This window comes from Paraburkholderia sp. GAS199 (assembly GCF_050436585.1).
Taxonomy (GTDB): domain Bacteria; phylum Pseudomonadota; class Gammaproteobacteria; order Burkholderiales; family Burkholderiaceae; genus Paraburkholderia.
Genome location: NZ_JBNDMM010000004.1, coordinates 402,785 through 420,003 on the forward strand (window position 1 = coordinate 402,785; position 17,219 = coordinate 420,003).

At 63.2% G+C, this 17,219-nt stretch carries 18 protein-coding genes; 10 read left to right on the top strand and 8 right to left on the bottom strand.

Going from position 1 to position 17,219, the window contains the following annotated elements:
• Positions 1-7 precede the first annotated feature (7 nt).
• The 10 genes from P3T18_RS18725 (at position 8) to P3T18_RS18770 (ending at position 7,984) form a co-directional block, all read left to right on the top strand.
• The gene (locus P3T18_RS18725) at positions 8-922 is read left to right on the top strand and encodes a LysR family transcriptional regulator (protein WP_429301443.1); all 915 of its coding nucleotides are present in this window, start codon (positions 8-10) and stop codon (positions 920-922) included.
• 156 nt (positions 923-1,078) lie between these two features.
• The gene (locus P3T18_RS18730; protein WP_429301444.1) at positions 1,079-1,984 is read left to right on the top strand and encodes an RNA polymerase sigma factor; all 906 of its coding nucleotides are present in this window, start codon (positions 1,079-1,081) and stop codon (positions 1,982-1,984) included.
• Positions 1,974-2,930 carry an anti-sigma factor family protein gene (locus P3T18_RS18735; RefSeq protein ID WP_429301445.1) on the top strand — a complete coding sequence of 319 codons (957 nt, stop codon included), beginning with the start codon at positions 1,974-1,976 and terminating at the stop codon, positions 2,928-2,930. Before P3T18_RS18730 ends, P3T18_RS18735 begins: the two co-directional genes overlap by 11 nt.
• Before the next feature lie 258 nt (positions 2,931-3,188).
• Entirely contained in the window at positions 3,189-3,563 is a 375-nt protein-coding gene (gene rpsF, locus P3T18_RS18740; RefSeq protein ID WP_006048823.1) for a 30S ribosomal protein S6, read from the top strand.
• A gap of 50 nt (positions 3,564-3,613) precedes the next feature.
• On the top strand, positions 3,614-3,913 hold the full coding sequence (gene priB / locus P3T18_RS18745) for a primosomal replication protein N (RefSeq protein WP_007182110.1): 300 nt from the start codon (positions 3,614-3,616) through the stop codon (positions 3,911-3,913).
• A gap of 2 nt (positions 3,914-3,915) precedes the next feature.
• A complete protein-coding gene (gene rpsR / locus P3T18_RS18750) occupies positions 3,916-4,191 on the top strand; it encodes a 30S ribosomal protein S18 (RefSeq protein ID WP_115782831.1) in 276 nt (91 codons plus the stop codon).
• Between the two features lie 27 nt (positions 4,192-4,218).
• Positions 4,219-4,671, top strand: coding sequence for a 50S ribosomal protein L9 (gene rplI, locus P3T18_RS18755; protein WP_429301446.1), 453 nt, complete (start codon positions 4,219-4,221; stop codon positions 4,669-4,671).
• 164 nt (positions 4,672-4,835) lie between these two features.
• On the top strand, positions 4,836-6,221 hold the full coding sequence (locus tag P3T18_RS18760) for a replicative DNA helicase (RefSeq protein WP_429301447.1): 1,386 nt from the start codon (positions 4,836-4,838) through the stop codon (positions 6,219-6,221).
• 126 nt (positions 6,222-6,347) lie between these two features.
• A complete protein-coding gene (locus tag P3T18_RS18765) occupies positions 6,348-6,974 on the top strand; it encodes a DUF47 domain-containing protein (RefSeq protein ID WP_429301448.1) in 627 nt (208 codons plus the stop codon).
• Positions 6,974-7,984, top strand: a complete 1,011-nt coding sequence (locus P3T18_RS18770; RefSeq protein ID WP_429301449.1) for an inorganic phosphate transporter — start codon at positions 6,974-6,976, stop codon at positions 7,982-7,984. The genes P3T18_RS18765 and P3T18_RS18770 overlap by 1 nt, the downstream gene beginning before the upstream one ends.
• Positions 7,985-8,131: 147 nt before the next feature.
• Here P3T18_RS18770 and P3T18_RS18775 read toward each other — a convergent pair whose 3' ends face one another.
• The 8 genes from P3T18_RS18775 to P3T18_RS18810 form a co-directional block, all read right to left on the bottom strand.
• Positions 8,132-8,938 carry an SDR family NAD(P)-dependent oxidoreductase gene (locus tag P3T18_RS18775; RefSeq protein ID WP_429301450.1) on the bottom strand — a complete coding sequence of 269 codons (807 nt, stop codon included), beginning with the start codon at positions 8,936-8,938 and terminating at the stop codon, positions 8,132-8,134.
• Positions 8,939-9,046: 108 nt separating this feature from the next.
• Positions 9,047-10,243: an NlpC/P60 family protein gene (locus P3T18_RS18780; RefSeq protein ID WP_429301451.1), complete on the bottom strand. Its 1,197-nt coding sequence runs from the start codon at positions 10,241-10,243 to the stop codon at positions 9,047-9,049.
• Positions 10,244-10,470: 227 nt separating this feature from the next.
• The gene (locus P3T18_RS18785) at positions 10,471-12,339 is read right to left on the bottom strand and encodes a PhoH family protein (protein ID WP_429301452.1); all 1,869 of its coding nucleotides are present in this window, start codon (positions 12,337-12,339) and stop codon (positions 10,471-10,473) included.
• Between the two features lie 347 nt (positions 12,340-12,686).
• The gene (locus P3T18_RS18790) at positions 12,687-13,148 is read right to left on the bottom strand and encodes a peroxiredoxin (protein WP_429301453.1); all 462 of its coding nucleotides are present in this window, start codon (positions 13,146-13,148) and stop codon (positions 12,687-12,689) included.
• A gap of 145 nt (positions 13,149-13,293) precedes the next feature.
• Positions 13,294-14,187 carry a polysaccharide deacetylase family protein gene (locus P3T18_RS18795; RefSeq protein WP_429301454.1) on the bottom strand — a complete coding sequence of 298 codons (894 nt, stop codon included), beginning with the start codon at positions 14,185-14,187 and terminating at the stop codon, positions 13,294-13,296.
• A 10-nt stretch (positions 14,188-14,197) separates the two neighbouring features.
• Positions 14,198-15,244, bottom strand: a complete 1,047-nt coding sequence (locus tag P3T18_RS18800; RefSeq protein WP_429301455.1) for a bifunctional UDP-4-keto-pentose/UDP-xylose synthase — start codon at positions 15,242-15,244, stop codon at positions 14,198-14,200.
• The gene (locus P3T18_RS18805; RefSeq protein WP_429301456.1) at positions 15,241-16,176 is read right to left on the bottom strand and encodes a formyltransferase; all 936 of its coding nucleotides are present in this window, start codon (positions 16,174-16,176) and stop codon (positions 15,241-15,243) included. The genes P3T18_RS18800 and P3T18_RS18805 overlap by 4 nt, the downstream gene beginning before the upstream one ends.
• On the bottom strand, positions 16,173-17,216 hold the full coding sequence (locus P3T18_RS18810) for a glycosyltransferase (protein ID WP_429301457.1): 1,044 nt from the start codon (positions 17,214-17,216) through the stop codon (positions 16,173-16,175). The genes P3T18_RS18805 and P3T18_RS18810 overlap by 4 nt, the downstream gene beginning before the upstream one ends.
• Between the last annotated feature and the right edge of the window lie 3 nt (positions 17,217-17,219).

Consider the following 17,219-nt stretch of genomic DNA (forward strand, 5'->3'; position numbering starts at 1 on the left):
ACAGAAAATGGATCGTTTCAAGCAGATCGAAACGTTCGTGCGCGTTGCGGACGCGGGCAGCCTGGCGGCCGCGGCGCTGGAAGAGGGCGTCTCGCCGGTGATTCTCGGGCGTCGTATCGACGCGCTGGAGAAGCGCCTCGGCGTCAAGCTGATGTACCGGTCGACGCGCCGTCTGGTCGTGAGCGAAGACGGCGCTGCGTTTCTGGAGCGCTGCCGCGGCCTGCTCACCGAATGGGATCAGGCGGAAAACGAGCTGAGCGCCGGGCGTCGCGCGGTGAACGGGCATCTGATCGTGTCGGCGCCGGCCGCCTTCGGGCGCAAGCACGTTGCGCCGCTCGCACCGGCTTTTCTCGCCGACAAACCCGAATTGCAGGTCTCGTTCAACCTGACCGACCGGGTGGTCGATCTGGTGCGCGAAGGCTACGATCTGTCGATCCGGATCGGCGGCGCGGTCGATCCGAACTTCGTCGCCGTCAAGCTGGCGACCAACCGGCGCGTGGTGTGCGGCACACCGGAGTATTTCCGGCGGCACGGCAAGCCGAAAACGCTCGAAGACCTGCCGCAGCACAACTGCCTCGCGTTCAATCTGCAGGGCGGCCAGAACCGCGGCTGGTATTTCCGCCGCAACGGCAAACTGGCCACGGTGCGGGTCGGCGGCACGCTCGATTGCAACGACGGCGAACTGCTGCACCGCTGGGTGTCCGAAGGACTTGGACTGGGCTGGCGCTCCACATGGGAGATCCAGCAGCAACTGGCGCGCGGCGAACTGGAAACGGTGCTCGACGAATTCGCTCTGCCGGACTACGACATCCTCGCGGTCTATCCGCAGCAGCGCTACGTGCCGGCCAAGGTGCGTTACTTCATCGATTACCTCAAGGAGGTCTACGCGGACGACAGCTACTGGAATCGTCCGACGTATTAGGCGTGGTGCTCCGGCTTTATCCGCCAGGATGGATTTTTTCGGCAATCTCGCGCCGTGGCGGGAATAAACTCGAAGGGCGGCCGGTTATGAAGGTGAGGGCGGCGTGAATCAATCGCGTCGCCGTACAGCGTAGCCGCAATGCCCTGGAGGGCCGAGGTGGTCCAGATCGATTCGAACGCAAGCCGAAGCGGAAACGCCGGCGCCGCGCGCGCCGCGGATTGCGCGCAGCCGGCGCCTGAAAGCGATGCCGCGCGCAGCCGCCGCTTTCAGCAACTGGCGCTGCCGCATCTCGACGCCGCGTACAACCTCGCGCGCTGGCTGAGCGGCAACCCTAGCGACGCCGACGACATCGTGCAGGAAGCGTTCATGCGCGCGTTCCGTTTCTTCGACACCTTTCGCGGCGACTCGGCACGGCCGTGGCTGCTGGCGATCGTGCGGCGCACCTGGTACACGGAATGGCGCAGACGGGCGTCGTCGCAGGAAGTGGTCGAGTTCGATGACACCATGGACGATGCCACGTTCGAAGGCTGGAGCAATAGCGGCGGCGACGATCCGCAAACCCTGCTGATCCGCGACGAAGACGCGAAACAGGTGCACGAAGCGCTGGCGCAACTGCCGGTGGAGTATCGCGAGGTCATGATCCTGCGCGAGCTGGAAGAGATGGGGTATCGCGAGATCGCGATCGTCGCCGACGTGCCGATCGGCACCGTGATGTCGCGACTCGCGCGTGGCCGCCGCAAGCTGGCCGCGCTGCTCACGGCGCCTGCCGGCGGCAAGTCCGGCTCGGGTCGTGCGAAGTCCGCAGGCTCCGGCGCCGATGGCCGGCCGCCGCGCGATCCACCGCAGCAGGCGCATCACGGCCCGCCTTCGCACGACGCCGCGCGCGCTGCGGGCGAGGGCAAGACGGAATCCGGCGGCGCGGCGCGCGCCGCTTATACACCAACGTGTCCGGGGCCGACCGCCTCGGTCACGCCGCTCCGGGCGGTCTCGAACGCCCGGCCACCCAACACGTCCGGCGGAACGGCCGCCGGCTTCGCTCAGGAGACGCCAGATGGACTGTAACGAAGCGCGGCCGCTCCTCGATGCGAGCGCCGATCGTGAATTACCCGCACCGGATGCGCTGCGCGTGCAGCAGCACATCGAAAGTTGCGCTGGCTGTCGCCGCGAAAGCGAGAGCCTGCAGGCGTTGAGCCGGGCCATGCTCGCCGCGCCGTATCACCGGGCGCCGGAGTCGTTGCGCGCCAGAATCGTCGCGGGGCTGCCGTCGACGGAAGAGGCCGTGCCGGACCCGGAGCCGGCGAGACCGGCGCCGCGTCCGCGACGCCGGTTTGCCTGGCTGGAGAGCTGGCGCAACGGCGGAGGGCGTCAGGGCGGCCGTGGCGCAGGCTTCGGCGGTCTGGGCGGATTAGGCGGTCTGGGCGGCATTAGGGGCGCGGGCGGTTCGGGCGCGCTGGGTGTCAACGGCTGGCTCGGCGCGCTGGTGATCGCGCTCGGCGTGGCGGCCGTGGGCGCCGCGCTGAGCCTGCATCGCAGCGCGGACACTTCGCCGTTCGCCGACGAACTGATCGAGAGCCATGTGCGGGCGCAGGTGTCCGGGCGGGACATCGACGTGATTTCGACCGACCGGCATACGGTGAAGCCGTGGTTCAACGGCCGGCTCGACTATTCGCCGCCGGTCGAGGACCTCGCCACCAAAGGCTTTGCGCTGGAAGGCGGCCGGCTCGATTACCTGGCGCATCAGCGGGTCGCCGTGCTGGTCTATCGCTACCAGAAGCACGTGATCGACGTGTACGTCTTTCCGCAGACGTCCGGCGGCACCGCGCGCGGCCCTGACGGCACCTTGCCGGCGGCGCTCGGGCGGGAAGGCTACTCGATCGCGCACTGGAACGCCGAAGGCATGACCTGGTGGGCGATCTCCGACGCCGCGCCGGACGCGCTGACAGGCCTGGAAAAGGCCCTGAAAGAGCGTCTGCAAAGCGGCAGCGAGCGCACGGAGGCGGGGTCGTAAGGGCGCCGGCGGGCTGCGGGACGACGGGTTTCGAGTGGGGCGCGGCGGGCAGCCACGGCGCAATGCCGTCGTTTCCCGGCCTGCGACCCGTCGTCCAGCTAGTCGGCTGAGTACCTAAACCCTTGAAAACACAACCGAATCGAGCGCTCGATTTACGGGATAACTTGCAACCCGTCCCTATTCGCGTTACACTCTTTGGCTTCTCACTTGCCGCACCGGTTCCGACGCCCGGGTGGCTTTAATCCACAAGGAGTGTGTATGCGTCATTATGAAATCGTCTTTATCGTGCATCCCGATCAGAGCGAGCAAGTGCCCGCCATGATCGAGCGTTACAAGAGCACGATCACCTCGCACGGTGGCCAGATCCACCGCATCGAAGACTGGGGCCGTCGCCAACTGGCCTACATGATCGAGAAACTCGCGAAGGCTCACTACGTCTGCATGAACATCGAATGCGACCAAACCACGCTCGACGAGCTGGAACACGCATTCAAGTTCAACGACGCTGTTCTGCGTCACCTGATCGTCAAGATGAAGAAGGCCGAAACCGGCCCGTCGCCGATGATGAAGGAAGTGCAGCGCGAAGAAGCCAAGAAGTCGGCTGCTACGCAACCGTCCGAAGCGCAGGCTTAAGACACATTATTTAAGCTACCAGATCAAGCGTCGCTTTTGCCGAAGGGTACATGAACCGGTTGCAACTTACGGCCAGCGTCGTCGAACGCGAACCGGTGCGGTACACCCCCGCCGGCGTTCCGATTGCAGGCTGCACGTTGCATCACCGCACGGAAGTCGTCGAAGCCGGGATTGCCCGGCAAGTCGAACTGACCATGCAGGCGGTAGCCGCAGGCGAGGCGAGCGGTAAGCTGGAAAGCTGTCAGATGGGCGTCGAAACGCTCTTCACAGGCTTCCTGGCAAAAAAGCACCGCAACGCAAGAACTCTGGTATTTCACATCACAGCATTGCAGGACATTGGAAAGGACTGAACATGCCCCGCCCGACTGGTAAGAAATTCGACAAGCGTCGTCAGCAACAAAATCCGCTCTTCAAGCGCAAGAAGTTCTGCCGTTTCACGGCCGCTGGCGTCGAATACATCGACTACAAAGACCTCGAAACGCTGAAGGACTTCATCGGCGAAAACGGCAAGATCACGCCGGCGCGTCTCACGGGTACGAAGTCGCACTATCAACGCCAGCTGGATACGGCAATCAAGCGCGCACGTTTCCTCGCGCTGGTGCCGTACACCGACCAGCACAAGGCCTAACCCGACGACGCGATAAGGAGTATCGGAATGCAAATTATTCTTCTGGAAAAAGTCGTCAACCTGGGCAATCTGGGCGACATCGTCAAGGTGAAGGACGGTTACGCACGTAACTTCCTGATCCCGAACAAGCAGGCTCGTCGTGCAACGAAGGAAGCTCTGGCTGAATTCGAAGTTCGCCGCGCTGAACTGGAAAAGGTCGCTGCTGAAAAGCTGGCCGCTGCTCAAGCTCAAGGCGAAAAGCTGGCAGGCTCGACGATCCAGATCGGTCAGAAGGCTGGCGTCGACGGCCGTCTGTTCGGCTCGGTGACGAACGGCGACATCGCCGACGCACTGGTCAAGCAAGGCTTCGCAGTGGAAAAGGCGCAAGTGCGTCTGCCGGAAGGCCCGCTGAAGATCGTCGGCGAGCACCCGGTTCAGATCTCGTTGCACACCGACGTGGTTGTCGAAGTGAACGTGGCTGTGATCGGCGAACACGTCTAAGCCAGACGCGTCCGCGCATCAAATAGTATTGCCAGCGAAATTCGACCTGGTCGAATTTCGCTGGCGCGAGGCAGGGGCCGGGTAACCGGCCCCTGCCTTTTTTGTGCTTCGTTTTTAGCGTCTCAGTTGCCCGCGCATCGTCGATTTACCCGATAATTCTTCCCATGAACGCACCCGCCAAAGATCCCCAACTCGAGTCGCTGAAAGTCCCGCCGCATTCGATCGAAGCTGAACAGTCGGTGCTGGGCGGCTTGCTGCTCGATAACGCGGCATGGGACCGAATTGCCGACTTCCTCTCGCAAAGCGATTTCTATCGCTACGATCACCGCATCATCTTCGAACATATCGGCAAGCTGATCGCGGCGACGCGTCCGGCCGACGTCATCACTGTGTACGAGGCGCTCGGTACGTCGGGCAAGGCGGAAGAGGTCGGTGGTCTCGCGTATCTGAACGCGTTGGCGCAGAACACGCCGAGTGCCGCGAATATCCGTCGTTACGCGGAAATCGTGCGCGATCGCGCCGTGTTGCGCCGGCTGGTGTCGGTCGCCGATGAAATCTCGGCCGACGCGTTCAACCCGCAGGGCAAAGAAGTCCGCCAGTTGCTGGACGAGGCTGAGTCGAAAGTGTTTTCGATTGCCGAAGACGGGGCGCGCGGCACGCAAGGTTTCCTGGAAATCGGCCCGCTGCTGACGGAAGTCGTCGAGCGGATCGACACGCTGTACCACACGGCCAATCCGAGCGACGTCACGGGTACGCCAACGGGCTTCGTCGATCTGGATCGGATGACGTCGGGCATGCACGGCGGCGAGCTGATTATCGTGGCCGGCCGTCCGTCGATGGGTAAGACGGCGTTTTCGATGAATATCGGCGAATATGTGGCGGTTGAGTACGGGTTGCCGGTTGCCGTGTTTTCGATGGAAATGCCAGGTAGCCAACTCACCATGCGTATGCTCGGCTCGGTCGGCCGCCTCGACCAGCACCGCATGCGAACCGGCCGCCTGACCGACGAAGATTGGCCGAAGCTCACGCATGCCGTGCAGAAAATGAGCGAGGCACAGATTTTCATTGACGAAACCGGCGGTCTGAATCCGATGGAACTGCGCTCGCGCGCCCGCCGTTTGTCGCGGCAGTGCGGCAAGCTCGGCCTGATCATCATCGACTATTTGCAGCTGATGAGCGGTTCATCGTCTGGTGAAAATCGTGCAACCGAGATTTCCGAAATCTCTCGTTCGCTGAAAAGCCTGGCCAAGGAGCTCGACGTACCGGTGATCGCGTTGTCGCAGCTGAACCGTGGTCTGGAGCAGCGTCCGAACAAGCGGCCAATCATGTCCGACTTGCGTGAATCGGGCGCTATCGAACAGGATGCCGACGTCATCCTGTTCATTTATCGCGACGAAGTCTACAACCCGGATAGCCCCGACAAGGGCACGGCCGAGATTATTATCGGCAAACAGCGGAATGGCCCGATCGGACCCGTTCGGCTCACGTTCCATGGTCAATTCACGAAGTTCGATAATTTTGCGGGCGCGCAGAATTTCTATAGCGACTGACGCAGAAGTAAAGAGATAGTTGGCGCGCCTGTTGTAACGGCGCTTCCAAAGTGCGGTCGGGAGCCTGCAACGGTACAATGTGGCGGTTTTATGTCAGCCATAATGTGACCAATTTTCGGGATCCCAATGTTCGGTCGATTCATGCCCACCGAGGGCAAGTTTTTTGAAATTTTCAATGCACATGCAACGTGCATCGTCTCGGCAAGCCGCGAACTCGAGCTGCTGATCGACAACCTGCAGGACGCGGAAACCCACAAGCAGAACGTGCAGAAGGCCGAAAAGGCCGCCGACAAGCTCACGCACGAAACCATCGACCTGCTGCACAAGACGTTCATCACGCCGCTCGACCGCGACGAGATTCACAAGCTCATCACTACGATGGACGACATCCTCGATTTGATGGAGGACGTCGCCACCGCCATTTCGCTGTACGACGTGCAAACCGTCACGTCCGAGGCGAGCCAGCTGGCCCATATCTGCACGGCGACATCCGAGCGCGTGCAGTACGCGGTCAGTCTGCTGTCCGACATGAAGCAGGCAAGCCAGATCCTGAAGGCCTGCGAAGAAATCGACCGTCTGGAATCCGAAGCCGACCGCGTGCTGCGCTCGGCCATGTCCAAGCTGTTCCGCGAAGAAGACAACGTCAAGACGCTGATCAAGCTGAAAGCGATTTACGAACTGCTCGAAACGATCACCGACAAGTGTGAAGACGTGGCGAACATCATCGAAGGCATCGTGCTGGAAAACGCATAATGCAATCGATACAACTCGCTATCTGGGTCGTGGCCGGCCTGGTTGCCGTCGCGCTGATTTTCGACTTCATGAACGGTTTTCACGACGCGGCCAATTCGATCGCAACGGTCGTGTCGACGGGCGTCCTCAAGCCGCAGCAAGCGGTGGCGTTTGCCGCGGCGTTCAACGTCATTGCGTACTTCGTGTTCCACCTCAAGGTGGCCGCAACCGTCGGTAAGGGCACGATCGACCCGAATATCGTCGACCATTACGTGATTTTCGGTGCGCTCGTCGGCGCGATCGGCTGGAACATCATCACCTGGCATTACGGCATTCCGTCCAGTTCGTCGCATGCGCTGATCGGCGGTCTGGTGGGCGCGGCGCTCGCCAAGTCGGGCTGGGGCTCGCTGAATTTCGACGGCCTCATGAAAACGGTCGCGTTCATTTTCATTTCGCCGCTGCTCGGCTTCGTTCTCGGTTCGTTCTTCATGCTCGCGGTGTCGTGGATCTATTTCCGCACGCCGCCGAGCAAGGTCGACCGGCGTTTCCGGCGTCTGCAACTCGTGTCGGCGGGCTTGTATAGCCTTGGTCACGGCGGCAACGACGCCCAGAAAACCATCGGCATCATCTGGATGCTGCTGATCGCCACCGGCTACGCGTCGTCTATCGCCGACTCGCCGCCGCTCTGGGTCATCGGCGGCTGCTATCTGTCGATGGGTATCGGCACGCTGTTCGGCGGTTGGCGGATCGTTCGCACGATGGGCCAGAAGATCACGAAGCTGAAGCCGGTCGGCGGATTCTGCGCGGAAGCGGGCGGGGCGATCACGCTGTTTACCGCGTCGTGGCTCGGCATCCCGGTGTCCACCACGCACACCATTACCGGCGCGATCGTCGGTGTGGGTGCAACGCAGAAGCTCAGCGCCGTGCGCTGGGGCGTGGCCGGGAACATCGTCTGGGCGTGGATTCTGACCATTCCGGCGTCCGCAGCACTGTCGGCGGCGGGTTGGTGGCTGGGCCACCGTTTCCTGTAAGCAGGCAACACCGGTTCGATTCATTCAAGGCACCGGGTTTTCAGGTCTTAGTCGAAACGCACTGAGGCTGCGAAACCCGGCCTTGAAGTCCGCGAGCGTACTGACGTACTCAAGCGGCTCATCTGAAATCAGCGCACGAAGGCGCACTCAAATCAGCGGCGCACTGCCTCCATCCATCGGGATAATCGCGCCCGTCACATAGCTCGCACGGCGGCTCGCCAGAAAAAGTGCGACGTCGGCAATCTCCTCCGGTTTTGCATAACGGCCCAACGGCACTTTCGACTGGCCGCGCGCGAGCGCTTCCGCGCTGTCGATGCCTTGTTGCGACGCTTCCAGTTTCACGGCTTCCTCGACGCGCTCGGTCAGCGTCGAACCGGGATTGATTGCATTGATGCGAATGCCATAGCGCGCGTAATAGTGGGCGAGGCCGACGGTGGCGAGCATCAGCGCCGCGTTCGCCGCACCGCCGGCGATGTGGATATCGCTCGCGATCTTGCCGCCCATGCCGATGATATTGACGATCGTCCCCGGTTCCGCGCCGCTGTCGCGCTTGATGCGCTCGGCCATCCGGCGCAGGACTTCCTGCTGCGGATAGATGTAGGGGAAATATTTGGCTTCCATGGTGGCGCGGAAGGCGTCGGCGTCGAGCGTTTCGGGATCGTAGCGCCGCGCGGCGCCCGCGCTATTGACCAGCACGTCGATCGGGCCGACGGCGGTGCTCACTTCTTCGACGATATCGGCCGCGCTGTGCGGATCGTGCAGATCCGCGCGCGTGCGATGCACGTGCAAGCCTTCCGCCTGCAGTTGCTCGTAAGCCCGCGCGAGATTGGCGGGGTCGCGCGAGACGATCGCGACTTTCGCGCCTTCGGCGGCAAACGCGCGGGCGCACGCCAGGCCGATCCCTTTGCTGCCGCCGGTGATCAATACCACTTTGCTTTTCAGTCCGAGGTCCATCGTCACCACCTGCTGTCGGAAGAATATCGATGACGATAGCAGATCGGTGGCTTCGCTGTGAGAGGCGGTTTTGTCATCAGCGTGGCGCGTGCGGCGTGCCGCGACGAGCTAGAAATTGCCGTTGGCGAAGCGGGCGATCGGATCGTCGTTGGTTTGCGTGGGAGCAGGGAGGGCGCGCGACGCGGTTGAGGCGCGCATGATCTGCACGTTGCCGCTTTCGCCGGTCTGAGTCGTGGAGTCTGCCTGCTGCGCTTGTTGCGCCTGGCGAGCCTGACGGGCCGCCGCTACCGACGACGACGGAGGCGGCTCGAACGCGTCGGCGGCCGCGTCGATCGGGTCGGGGGCGTTGCGGGTCGTAACTGTCGGCGCAACGGGGCGCATCGTCGCCGCTTGCTGCGGGACACCAGCGCTGGTGACGTTGTCATAGCCGTTGCCCGCGGCCGTGGCGCCCACCGTTTCCGGTGACACCGCACCCGCCGCGCGTGCCTGCATTTGTGCGGCGCTCAGACCCGGAGGCGGCGGCTCGAACGGATCGGCCTGCTTCGGCGCAGTGGTCGCCATGGCGGGTTGTGCGTTCGTCGAAATCAAAGGCTCGCGCGGTGCGGTAGGCGCATTGCTGGAATACGCGGCAGCCGCTGCCGGATTGCCCGTCGTGCCGGCATAGGCTGAAGCCGTGCGCGCAGCGGCCGGCGCTGGCCGTTCGGGTTGCGGTGCGGCTGCCTGCAAACTCGGGGTGTCGAACGGAGCCGGTGTAGATGGCGCGGTGGCCGGCGCGGCGACGCGGCGAATGCCGTCGAATCGCTTGGCCCAATATGGGTTCGTCAGATAGTCGAGCCGAACGGTGCCGCCCGTCGACGGCGCGTTCACGAAGCGCAGCTTGCCGACATAAATGCCGACGTGCGAATGCGCGCGCCCGGTCGTATTGAAGAAAATCAGATCGCCCGGCGCGATGCCGTCCGGTTCGATGGATTCGCCGCGGCCGCTCATGTCGGCCGTGGTGCGCGGCAGATTGACCGACGCGGCGCGTAACACAACATAACGAACCAGGCCGCTGCAATCAAAGCCGCTATCGGGCGTATTACCGCCCCAGCGGTACGGAATGCCGACCAGACTCATCGCCTGAATCGAGATTTCTTCACGGCCGACACTGTGATCGACGAAGTTCGGAAAGCCCGGCGGCGGCGCATGATACGCGCCGTTCGCGACGACCACCGACGACCCCGCGCGCGACAACGTCTTCTGCGGCGCGCCGGCACATGCGGCGAGCAGCAGAGCGGTCAGCAGCGAAAAGGCGAGTCGACGCATAAAGACGGGGCGAGCGGTAAACGCTCGTTTAACGGCAGACGATGTCCGGATGGTAGCCCTTCGCCGCGTCATCCGGCAAGAATTCTTCACAACTTACTTGAAGTTCGTGCGCTAAGTGTTGCCCGGAATCACGCCCGTCCGGTGACGGTACAAGAAAAAAGCCGCCTCCGGCGTGAACCGGGGGCGGCTTCGAACTCAAGCCAAGGATGAGGCTAAGGCGTTGTAACTTAAAGGATTTCCGATGCGTAGTCGGCGAGGCGCGAACGCTCGCCGCGCGCCAGCGTCACATGCCCGCTGTGCGCCCAACCCTTGAAACGGTCGACCACGTACGTCAGGCCCGAACTGCCTTCCGTGAGGTACGGCGTGTCGATCTGCGCGATATTGCCGAGACAGATGATCTTCGTGCCCGGACCGGCGCGCGTGACCAGCGTCTTCATCTGCTTTGGCGTCAGGTTTTGCGCCTCGTCGATGATCAGATACTTGTCCACGAACGTGCGGCCACGCATGAAGTTCATGCTCTTGACCTTCAGGCGCGAGCGGATCAATTCCTGCGTGGCGGCGCGGCCCCATTCACCGGCAGCGTCGTCGGTTTTTTGCAGGACTTCGAGGTTGTCGTCGAATGCACCCATCCACGGCTGCATTTTTTCCTCTTCCGTACCCGGCAGGAAACCGATGTCTTCACCCACCGGCACCGTGGCACGCGTCACGATGATCTCGTTGTAGCGCTTGTCGTCGAGGACCTGCGCGAGGCCTGCCGCGAGCGCGACCAGCGTCTTGCCGGTGCCGGCCTGACCCAGCAGCGTGACGAAGTCGATCTCCGGGTTCATCAACAGATTCAGCGCGAAGTTCTGCTCGCGGTTGCGCGCCGTGATGCCCCACACGTTGTTCTTGTGATGGCCGTAGTCGCGCAGCGTTTGCAGAAGCGCCGTCTTGCCGTTCAGTTCACGCACCAGCGCATGGAACGCGGGTTCGCCGTTCTGCGGTTCCAGATAGACGAACTCGTTGACCAGCATCGAGGCGCACAGCGGACCCGTCACACGGTAGTACGTGGTGCCGGTTTTGGTGTCCTGCCAGCTCTCCATGCCCTTGGCATGCTTGGTCCAGAAATCTTGCGGCAGCGCACGGATGCCCGAGTACAGCAGGTCGCTGTCTTCGAGAACCTGGTCGTTGAAATAGTCTTCGGCCGGCAGGCCGAGCGCGTGCGCCTTGATGCGCATGTTGATGTCTTTCGACACCAGCACGACCTGGCGATCCGGCCGGTCGCGCTGCAACGCGCGCACGACGCCGAGGATCTGGTTGTCGGCCTTGCCCTCGGGCAGGCCTTCGACCGGCTCGATTGCGGCGAGCGTGGTCTGGAAGTACAGACGCCCGGACGCTTCGCGGCTGCCCAGACGGGCGAGCGAAATGCCATCGGACATGTTGCCGGCGTTGGCCACCAGCGCGTCCAGCGTGCGGCTCACCTGGCGCGCGTTACGCGCGACTTCCGACATGCCTTTCTTGTGGTTGTCGAGTTCTTCCAACGTCATCATAGGCAGATAGACGTCGTGTTCCTCGAAACGGAACAGGCAGCTCGGATCGTGCATCAACACGTTGGTGTCGAGCACGAACAGCTTCTGAACTTCGACCGGATCGGCCGACGATCCGCGTTTGCGGCTCGTCGTGCGCGTGCCGGGCGCAGCCGCCGCAGTTGCGGTGACGGGCTGCTTCGCGCCCGGCGTGCGGGCAACGACCGGCTCGGGCTGAGCGACGGGTTCGGCTTCCGGCGCGGCCTTGCTCTTCGGACGCGCGGGAGGAACCGGCTGCAACAGCGCGGCGGTCTGCTTCGATTTACGCGAGCGCGACGGCGCCTGTTCAGCGGCTGCGGCTGCCGGTGCGGCAGCGGAAGACACCGGCACGGGACGCAACGTGGTCGCGGCATTGGCGGCGTGCGCCATGGGCGTGGCGACATTCGCGCGACCGTAATCGGCCGACTCTGCGGCAGCCCCTTCGTTGGCCTGTTTCTTCGCGGCGGAGCGCGCCGGCGTGGCGGCTTTGGCCTTGTATTCGTCAGGCGGCAGGAGATTGCCGAGCTTGCTGGGGGGGGTAGGCAAAGGCATGGTTTCCCTCTAAATAATCGGGTCGCATTTCGTGCGCCGCCTGTCGCATTCTGCCGGTGCCAGTGAATGCGCACGCAGTTTGCGCCCGGAGGCGCGCATTCGGTCTAGAGATGCCGGTTCGCCTGGTCTTCGATCGGCTCCTTAACGGAAGCGTTTGGCCGAGTGAACGAACGGCCGCGCGCAATTGAAAAAGCCGCCGCCCCGGCGTACGGGGCAAGCGGCTCGCCTACGGTCATCGCGTTGCGCCTCACGACTTCGACGGCGCCGGTAAAACGGCCGCCAAGTCTGGCGCAGCAACGGAAGGAATGGGGTGGACAGGCACTCATTGCAACCCAATATAACGCGCCTCACAGCGCTTGTACAGCCTCCAGAATGTCGTCGACGTGACCTGGTACTTTCACGCCACGCCACTCCTGGCGAAGCACGCCTTCGGCGTCGATCAGGAAGGTGGAACGCTCGATTCCACGCACTTCCTTGCCATACATTTTCTTCATTTTGATGACGCCGAAGAGCGCGCACAGCGTTTCGTCCTGATCGGAGATCAGCGGGAAGGGCAGTTCGAGTTTCGCCTTGAAATTGTCATGTGAGCGCAGGCTGTCGCGCGACACGCCGAGGATTTCCGCGCCGGCTTTCTTGAACTTCGGATAGAGGTCGCGAAACTGCAGTCCTTCGGTCGTGCAGCCCGGTGTGTTGTCCTTCGGATAAAAATACAGCACCACCTTCTTGCCCCGCAGCTTGGACAGCGTGATCTCGCCGCCGGTAGCGGGGGCGGTGAAGTCGGGGATGGGTTGGTCGACTGCGATGGGCACGAGGTTCTCCGGTTGTTATGGCTCGCGTCGCTGGATTGGCTGCGGCGGCGCGGGCCGGCATCGAGGCTTTCTTGGGGGAGTCCGGCCGCGGCGCGGAGGCTTCTCGCGCGGCGGCCGTTCGTCAGGCACGGCGAGGGCCGGCCCGTCAGGGCTGGACGATCAGTTCGCCGGAGCGGCCTGGAATTTCGCCCCAGGTAACAGGGTACGATGGCAGCGTGTCGCGGTCTAGCGCGGCGTAGTAATCGCCCATGGTCGCGAACGTGTGACCTTGCGCCCGCCAGCCTTCGAGCAACTGTTCGAAAACCGGCGCGAGCTTCTGCCCTTCGAGCTCTGCATGCAGGGTGAACACCTGATCGTGCGGATTATTCCGCGTGCGCTCGAGAATCGAATCGGCCACGTTGTGCAGATCGACACCGTCCACGCCGAGCACTTCGTCGAGCGTGGGCAGGGTGGTGGGCATCTGCACGTGAGAAAGCGTCTTGCCGTCGACCACCGGCAGATACGGCGAGTGACCGCGGCCGTCCGAGGCGTAGCGCATGCCCCAGGCGTCGATCTGCTCGAACGCGTGACCGTTCATCTGCCAGCCCGCCGCGCCGTGCGTGACCGGCGGCGCGCCGAAAATCGCGACGAAGCGGTCATGGCTTTTCTGCATCTGCGCAGCCGTCCACGCGCGGTCTTTCGAACGCACGTTGTCCTGCCAGTAGACGTGGTCCCACGTGTGAATGCCGCACTCGAAACCGGCTTCGTGGATGGCGCGCATTTCCGCACCGGTCTTCGCGCCGATGTCCGGGCCGGGCAGCAGCACGCCGTACATCAGCTGCTTGACGCCGTAATGCTCGACCACCGACGTGCGCGACACTTTCTGCAGGAACCCCGGCCGCAACACGCGACGCATGGCCCAACCGGTGTGGTCGGGCCCGAGGCTGAACAGGAAGGTGGCGCGCGCCTTGAAACGGTCGAAGATACGCGCGAGGTTCGGCACGCCTTCGCGGGTGCCGCGCAGCGTGTCGACGTCGATCTTCAGAACGATACGAGCCAAGGATCAGCCCTTATTGCTGTTCGACGAGTGCGCGTGCTTCGCCGACGTGGCCACGATACGCTTCGAAAATCTTGCGCAGCGCTTCGTCGAATGTCGACTTCGGCGCCCAGCCGAGTTCCTGCATCGTGTTGTCGATCTTCGGCACGCGATTCTGCACGTCCTGGTAGCCCGCGCCGTAATACGCACCCGACGACGTTTCGACCAGTTGCACCTGCTTCGCGGTCTCGGCGTATTCCGGGAATTCCGCGGCCAGCGCCAGCATCTTGTGCGCGAGCTCGCGCACGGAGAAGTTGTTGGTCGGGTTGCCGATGTTGTAGATCTTGCCCGTGGCGACGCCGTCCTTGTTCTCGATGATCTTCATCAGCGCGCCGATGCCGTCGTCGATATCCGTAAACGCACGTTTCTGCGCACCGCCGTCGACGAGGCTGATGTTTTCGCCGCGCACGATATGGCCGAGGAACTGCGTGACCACGCGCGAGCTGCCTTCCTTCGGCGTGTAGATCGAGTCGAGCCCCGGGCCGATCCAGTTGAACGGACGGAACAGCGTGAAGTTCAGGCCTTCCATGCCGTAACCCCAGATCACGCGGTCCATGAGCTGCTTCGAGCACGCGTAGATCCAGCGCGGCTTGTTGATCGGACCGTACGACAGTTGCGACTCTTCCGGGTCGAACTGCTCGTCCGTGCACATGCCGTAGACCTCGGAGGTGGACGGAAACACCAGATGCTTGCCGTACTTCACGGCCGAGCGGACGATCGGCAGGTTGGCTTCGAAGTCGAGTTCGAACACGCGCAACGGTTGCTTCACGTACGTAGCCGGCGTGGCGATCGCGACCAGCGGCAGGATCACATCGCACTTCTTGATGTGATATTCGACCCACTCCTTGTTGATCGTGATGTCGCCTTCGAAGAAGTGCATCCGCTCATGGTTGACCAGGTCACCCAGACGTTCGGTCTGCATGTCCATCCCGAAGACTTCCCAATCGGTCGTTTCGAGAATGCGTTTGGACAGGTGGTGGCCGATGAAGCCGTTCACACCCAGAATCAGGACTTTTTTCATGAATGACGGGGAGTTTGAATGAGCTGGGCGAATTCGGCCGGGGTGACGACGGTTTCGTTACCGCCGTGCTGGCGCCGCAATTCGTGGATGGCGATCGCGCGGCCGTCGCCGCATATCGCGAAAATGGCATTATCGCTTACGTGCAGGCCCGGCGGCAAATCCGAACGCAGCGCGCCAGGCGCGGCCAGCCGGGCGCGAGCGATCACGAAGCGCTCGCCGTCGAGGTCGGTGAACGCGCCCGGATAGGGCGGCGCGACCGCGCGGATCAGGTTGTAGACCTGCTGCGCCGGTTGGGTCCAGTCGATGCGTCCGTCTTCGGGCTTGCGTCCGCCGTAGTAGCTGCCGTGCGCGAGGTCGTTCGGCAGATGCGGCGCTTCGCCCGCCAGCAAAGCCGGCAGCACGCGCCACAGCGTCTGCTCGGCGGCGACCGTGACCTTGTCGAACACCTGGGCCGCGGTGTCGTCCGGCAGGATCGGCACGGGCGTCTGCGCGATGATCGCGCCCGCGTCCGGCTTCGCGGCCATTTCGTGCAGCGTGGCGCCGGTTTCCGTTTCGCCGTAAATCACCGCCCAGTTGGTCGGCACGCGGCCGCGGTATTTCGGCAGCAACGAGCCGTGCATGTTGTAAGCGCCCCGTGCAGCGAGCGCGAGCAGATCGACCGGCAGCATGTGCCGGTAATAGAACGAGAAGATGAAGTCGGGCCGCGCGGCGCTGACCGCTTCGCGCAACTCCGCGCTCTTCGGGTCGGACGGCGTCACCACCTTGATGCCGTGCTCGGCCGCGACCGAGGCGACGCTGCCGAACCAGATGTTCTCGGTCGGGCTGTCTTCGTGCGTGACCACCAGCGCCACGTCCACGCCGCGCGCGAGCAGCACCTGCAGGCAGCGCACGCCGACGTTGTGATACGCGAATACGACGGCGCGTGGCTTCATGGATTCGGGCCCTGATCGAGGAGCGGCGCGGCCTGGACGGCCTGCACGACCGTCTGGCGCGGCGTTTCGGTGACGGTGGTGCCGTCGCGCTGTTCGAGAATGGTCTGCACCAGATAACGCGGACGCGCGCGCACCTGCTGATAGATGCGGCCGATGTACTCGCCGAGCAGGCCGAGCGCGAAGATGATCACGCCGAGCAGGAAGAACATCACGGCGAACAGTGTGAACACACCTTGCACTTCCGCGCCGATGATGAAGCGGCGAATCAGCAGCAGCACGAACAGCGCCGCGGACCCGAGCGACAGGATCACGCCGATGAACGACAGCCATTGCAGCGGCACCACGGAGAATCCCGTAACGAGGTCGAAATTCAAACGGATGAGCGAATACAACGAGTACTTCGATTCGCCGGCGAAACGCTCTTCGTGCGCGACCTCGATCTCCACCGGATTCTGCGCGAAGGTGTAGGCGAGCGCCGGAATGAAGGTGTTGATTTCGCCGCAGCGATTGATCGTGTCGATGATGTGCCGGCTGTAGGCGCGCAGCATGCAGCCCTGGTCGGTCATCTTGATGCGGGTGATGCGCTCGCGCAGACGGTTCATCGCGCGCGACGCCTTGCGGCGCCACAAGCTGTCCTGGCGTTGCAGACGGATCGTGCCGACGTAGTCGTAGCCTTCGCGCATCTTGCTGACCAGCTTGCCGATTTCTTCCGGCGGATTCTGCAGGTCGGCGTCGAGCGTGATGACGATCTCGCCGCGCGATTGCTCGAAACCCGCGAGAATCGCCATGTGCTGACCGTAGTTGCCGTTCAGCAGGATCACGCGGGTCGTGTCGGGACGCGCGCGGAACTGCTCGGCGAGCAGGGCGGCGGATCTGTCGCGGCTGCCGTCGTTGATGAAGATGACTTCATAGGCGGTGCCGAGCGCGTCGAGCGCCGGGTAGAGGCGCGCAAACAGCGCGGCCAGTCCGGCTTCCTCGTTGTACACCGGGATGATGATCGACACTTCCGGTGCGACGGCGCGATGTTCCGAATAAATCATTTC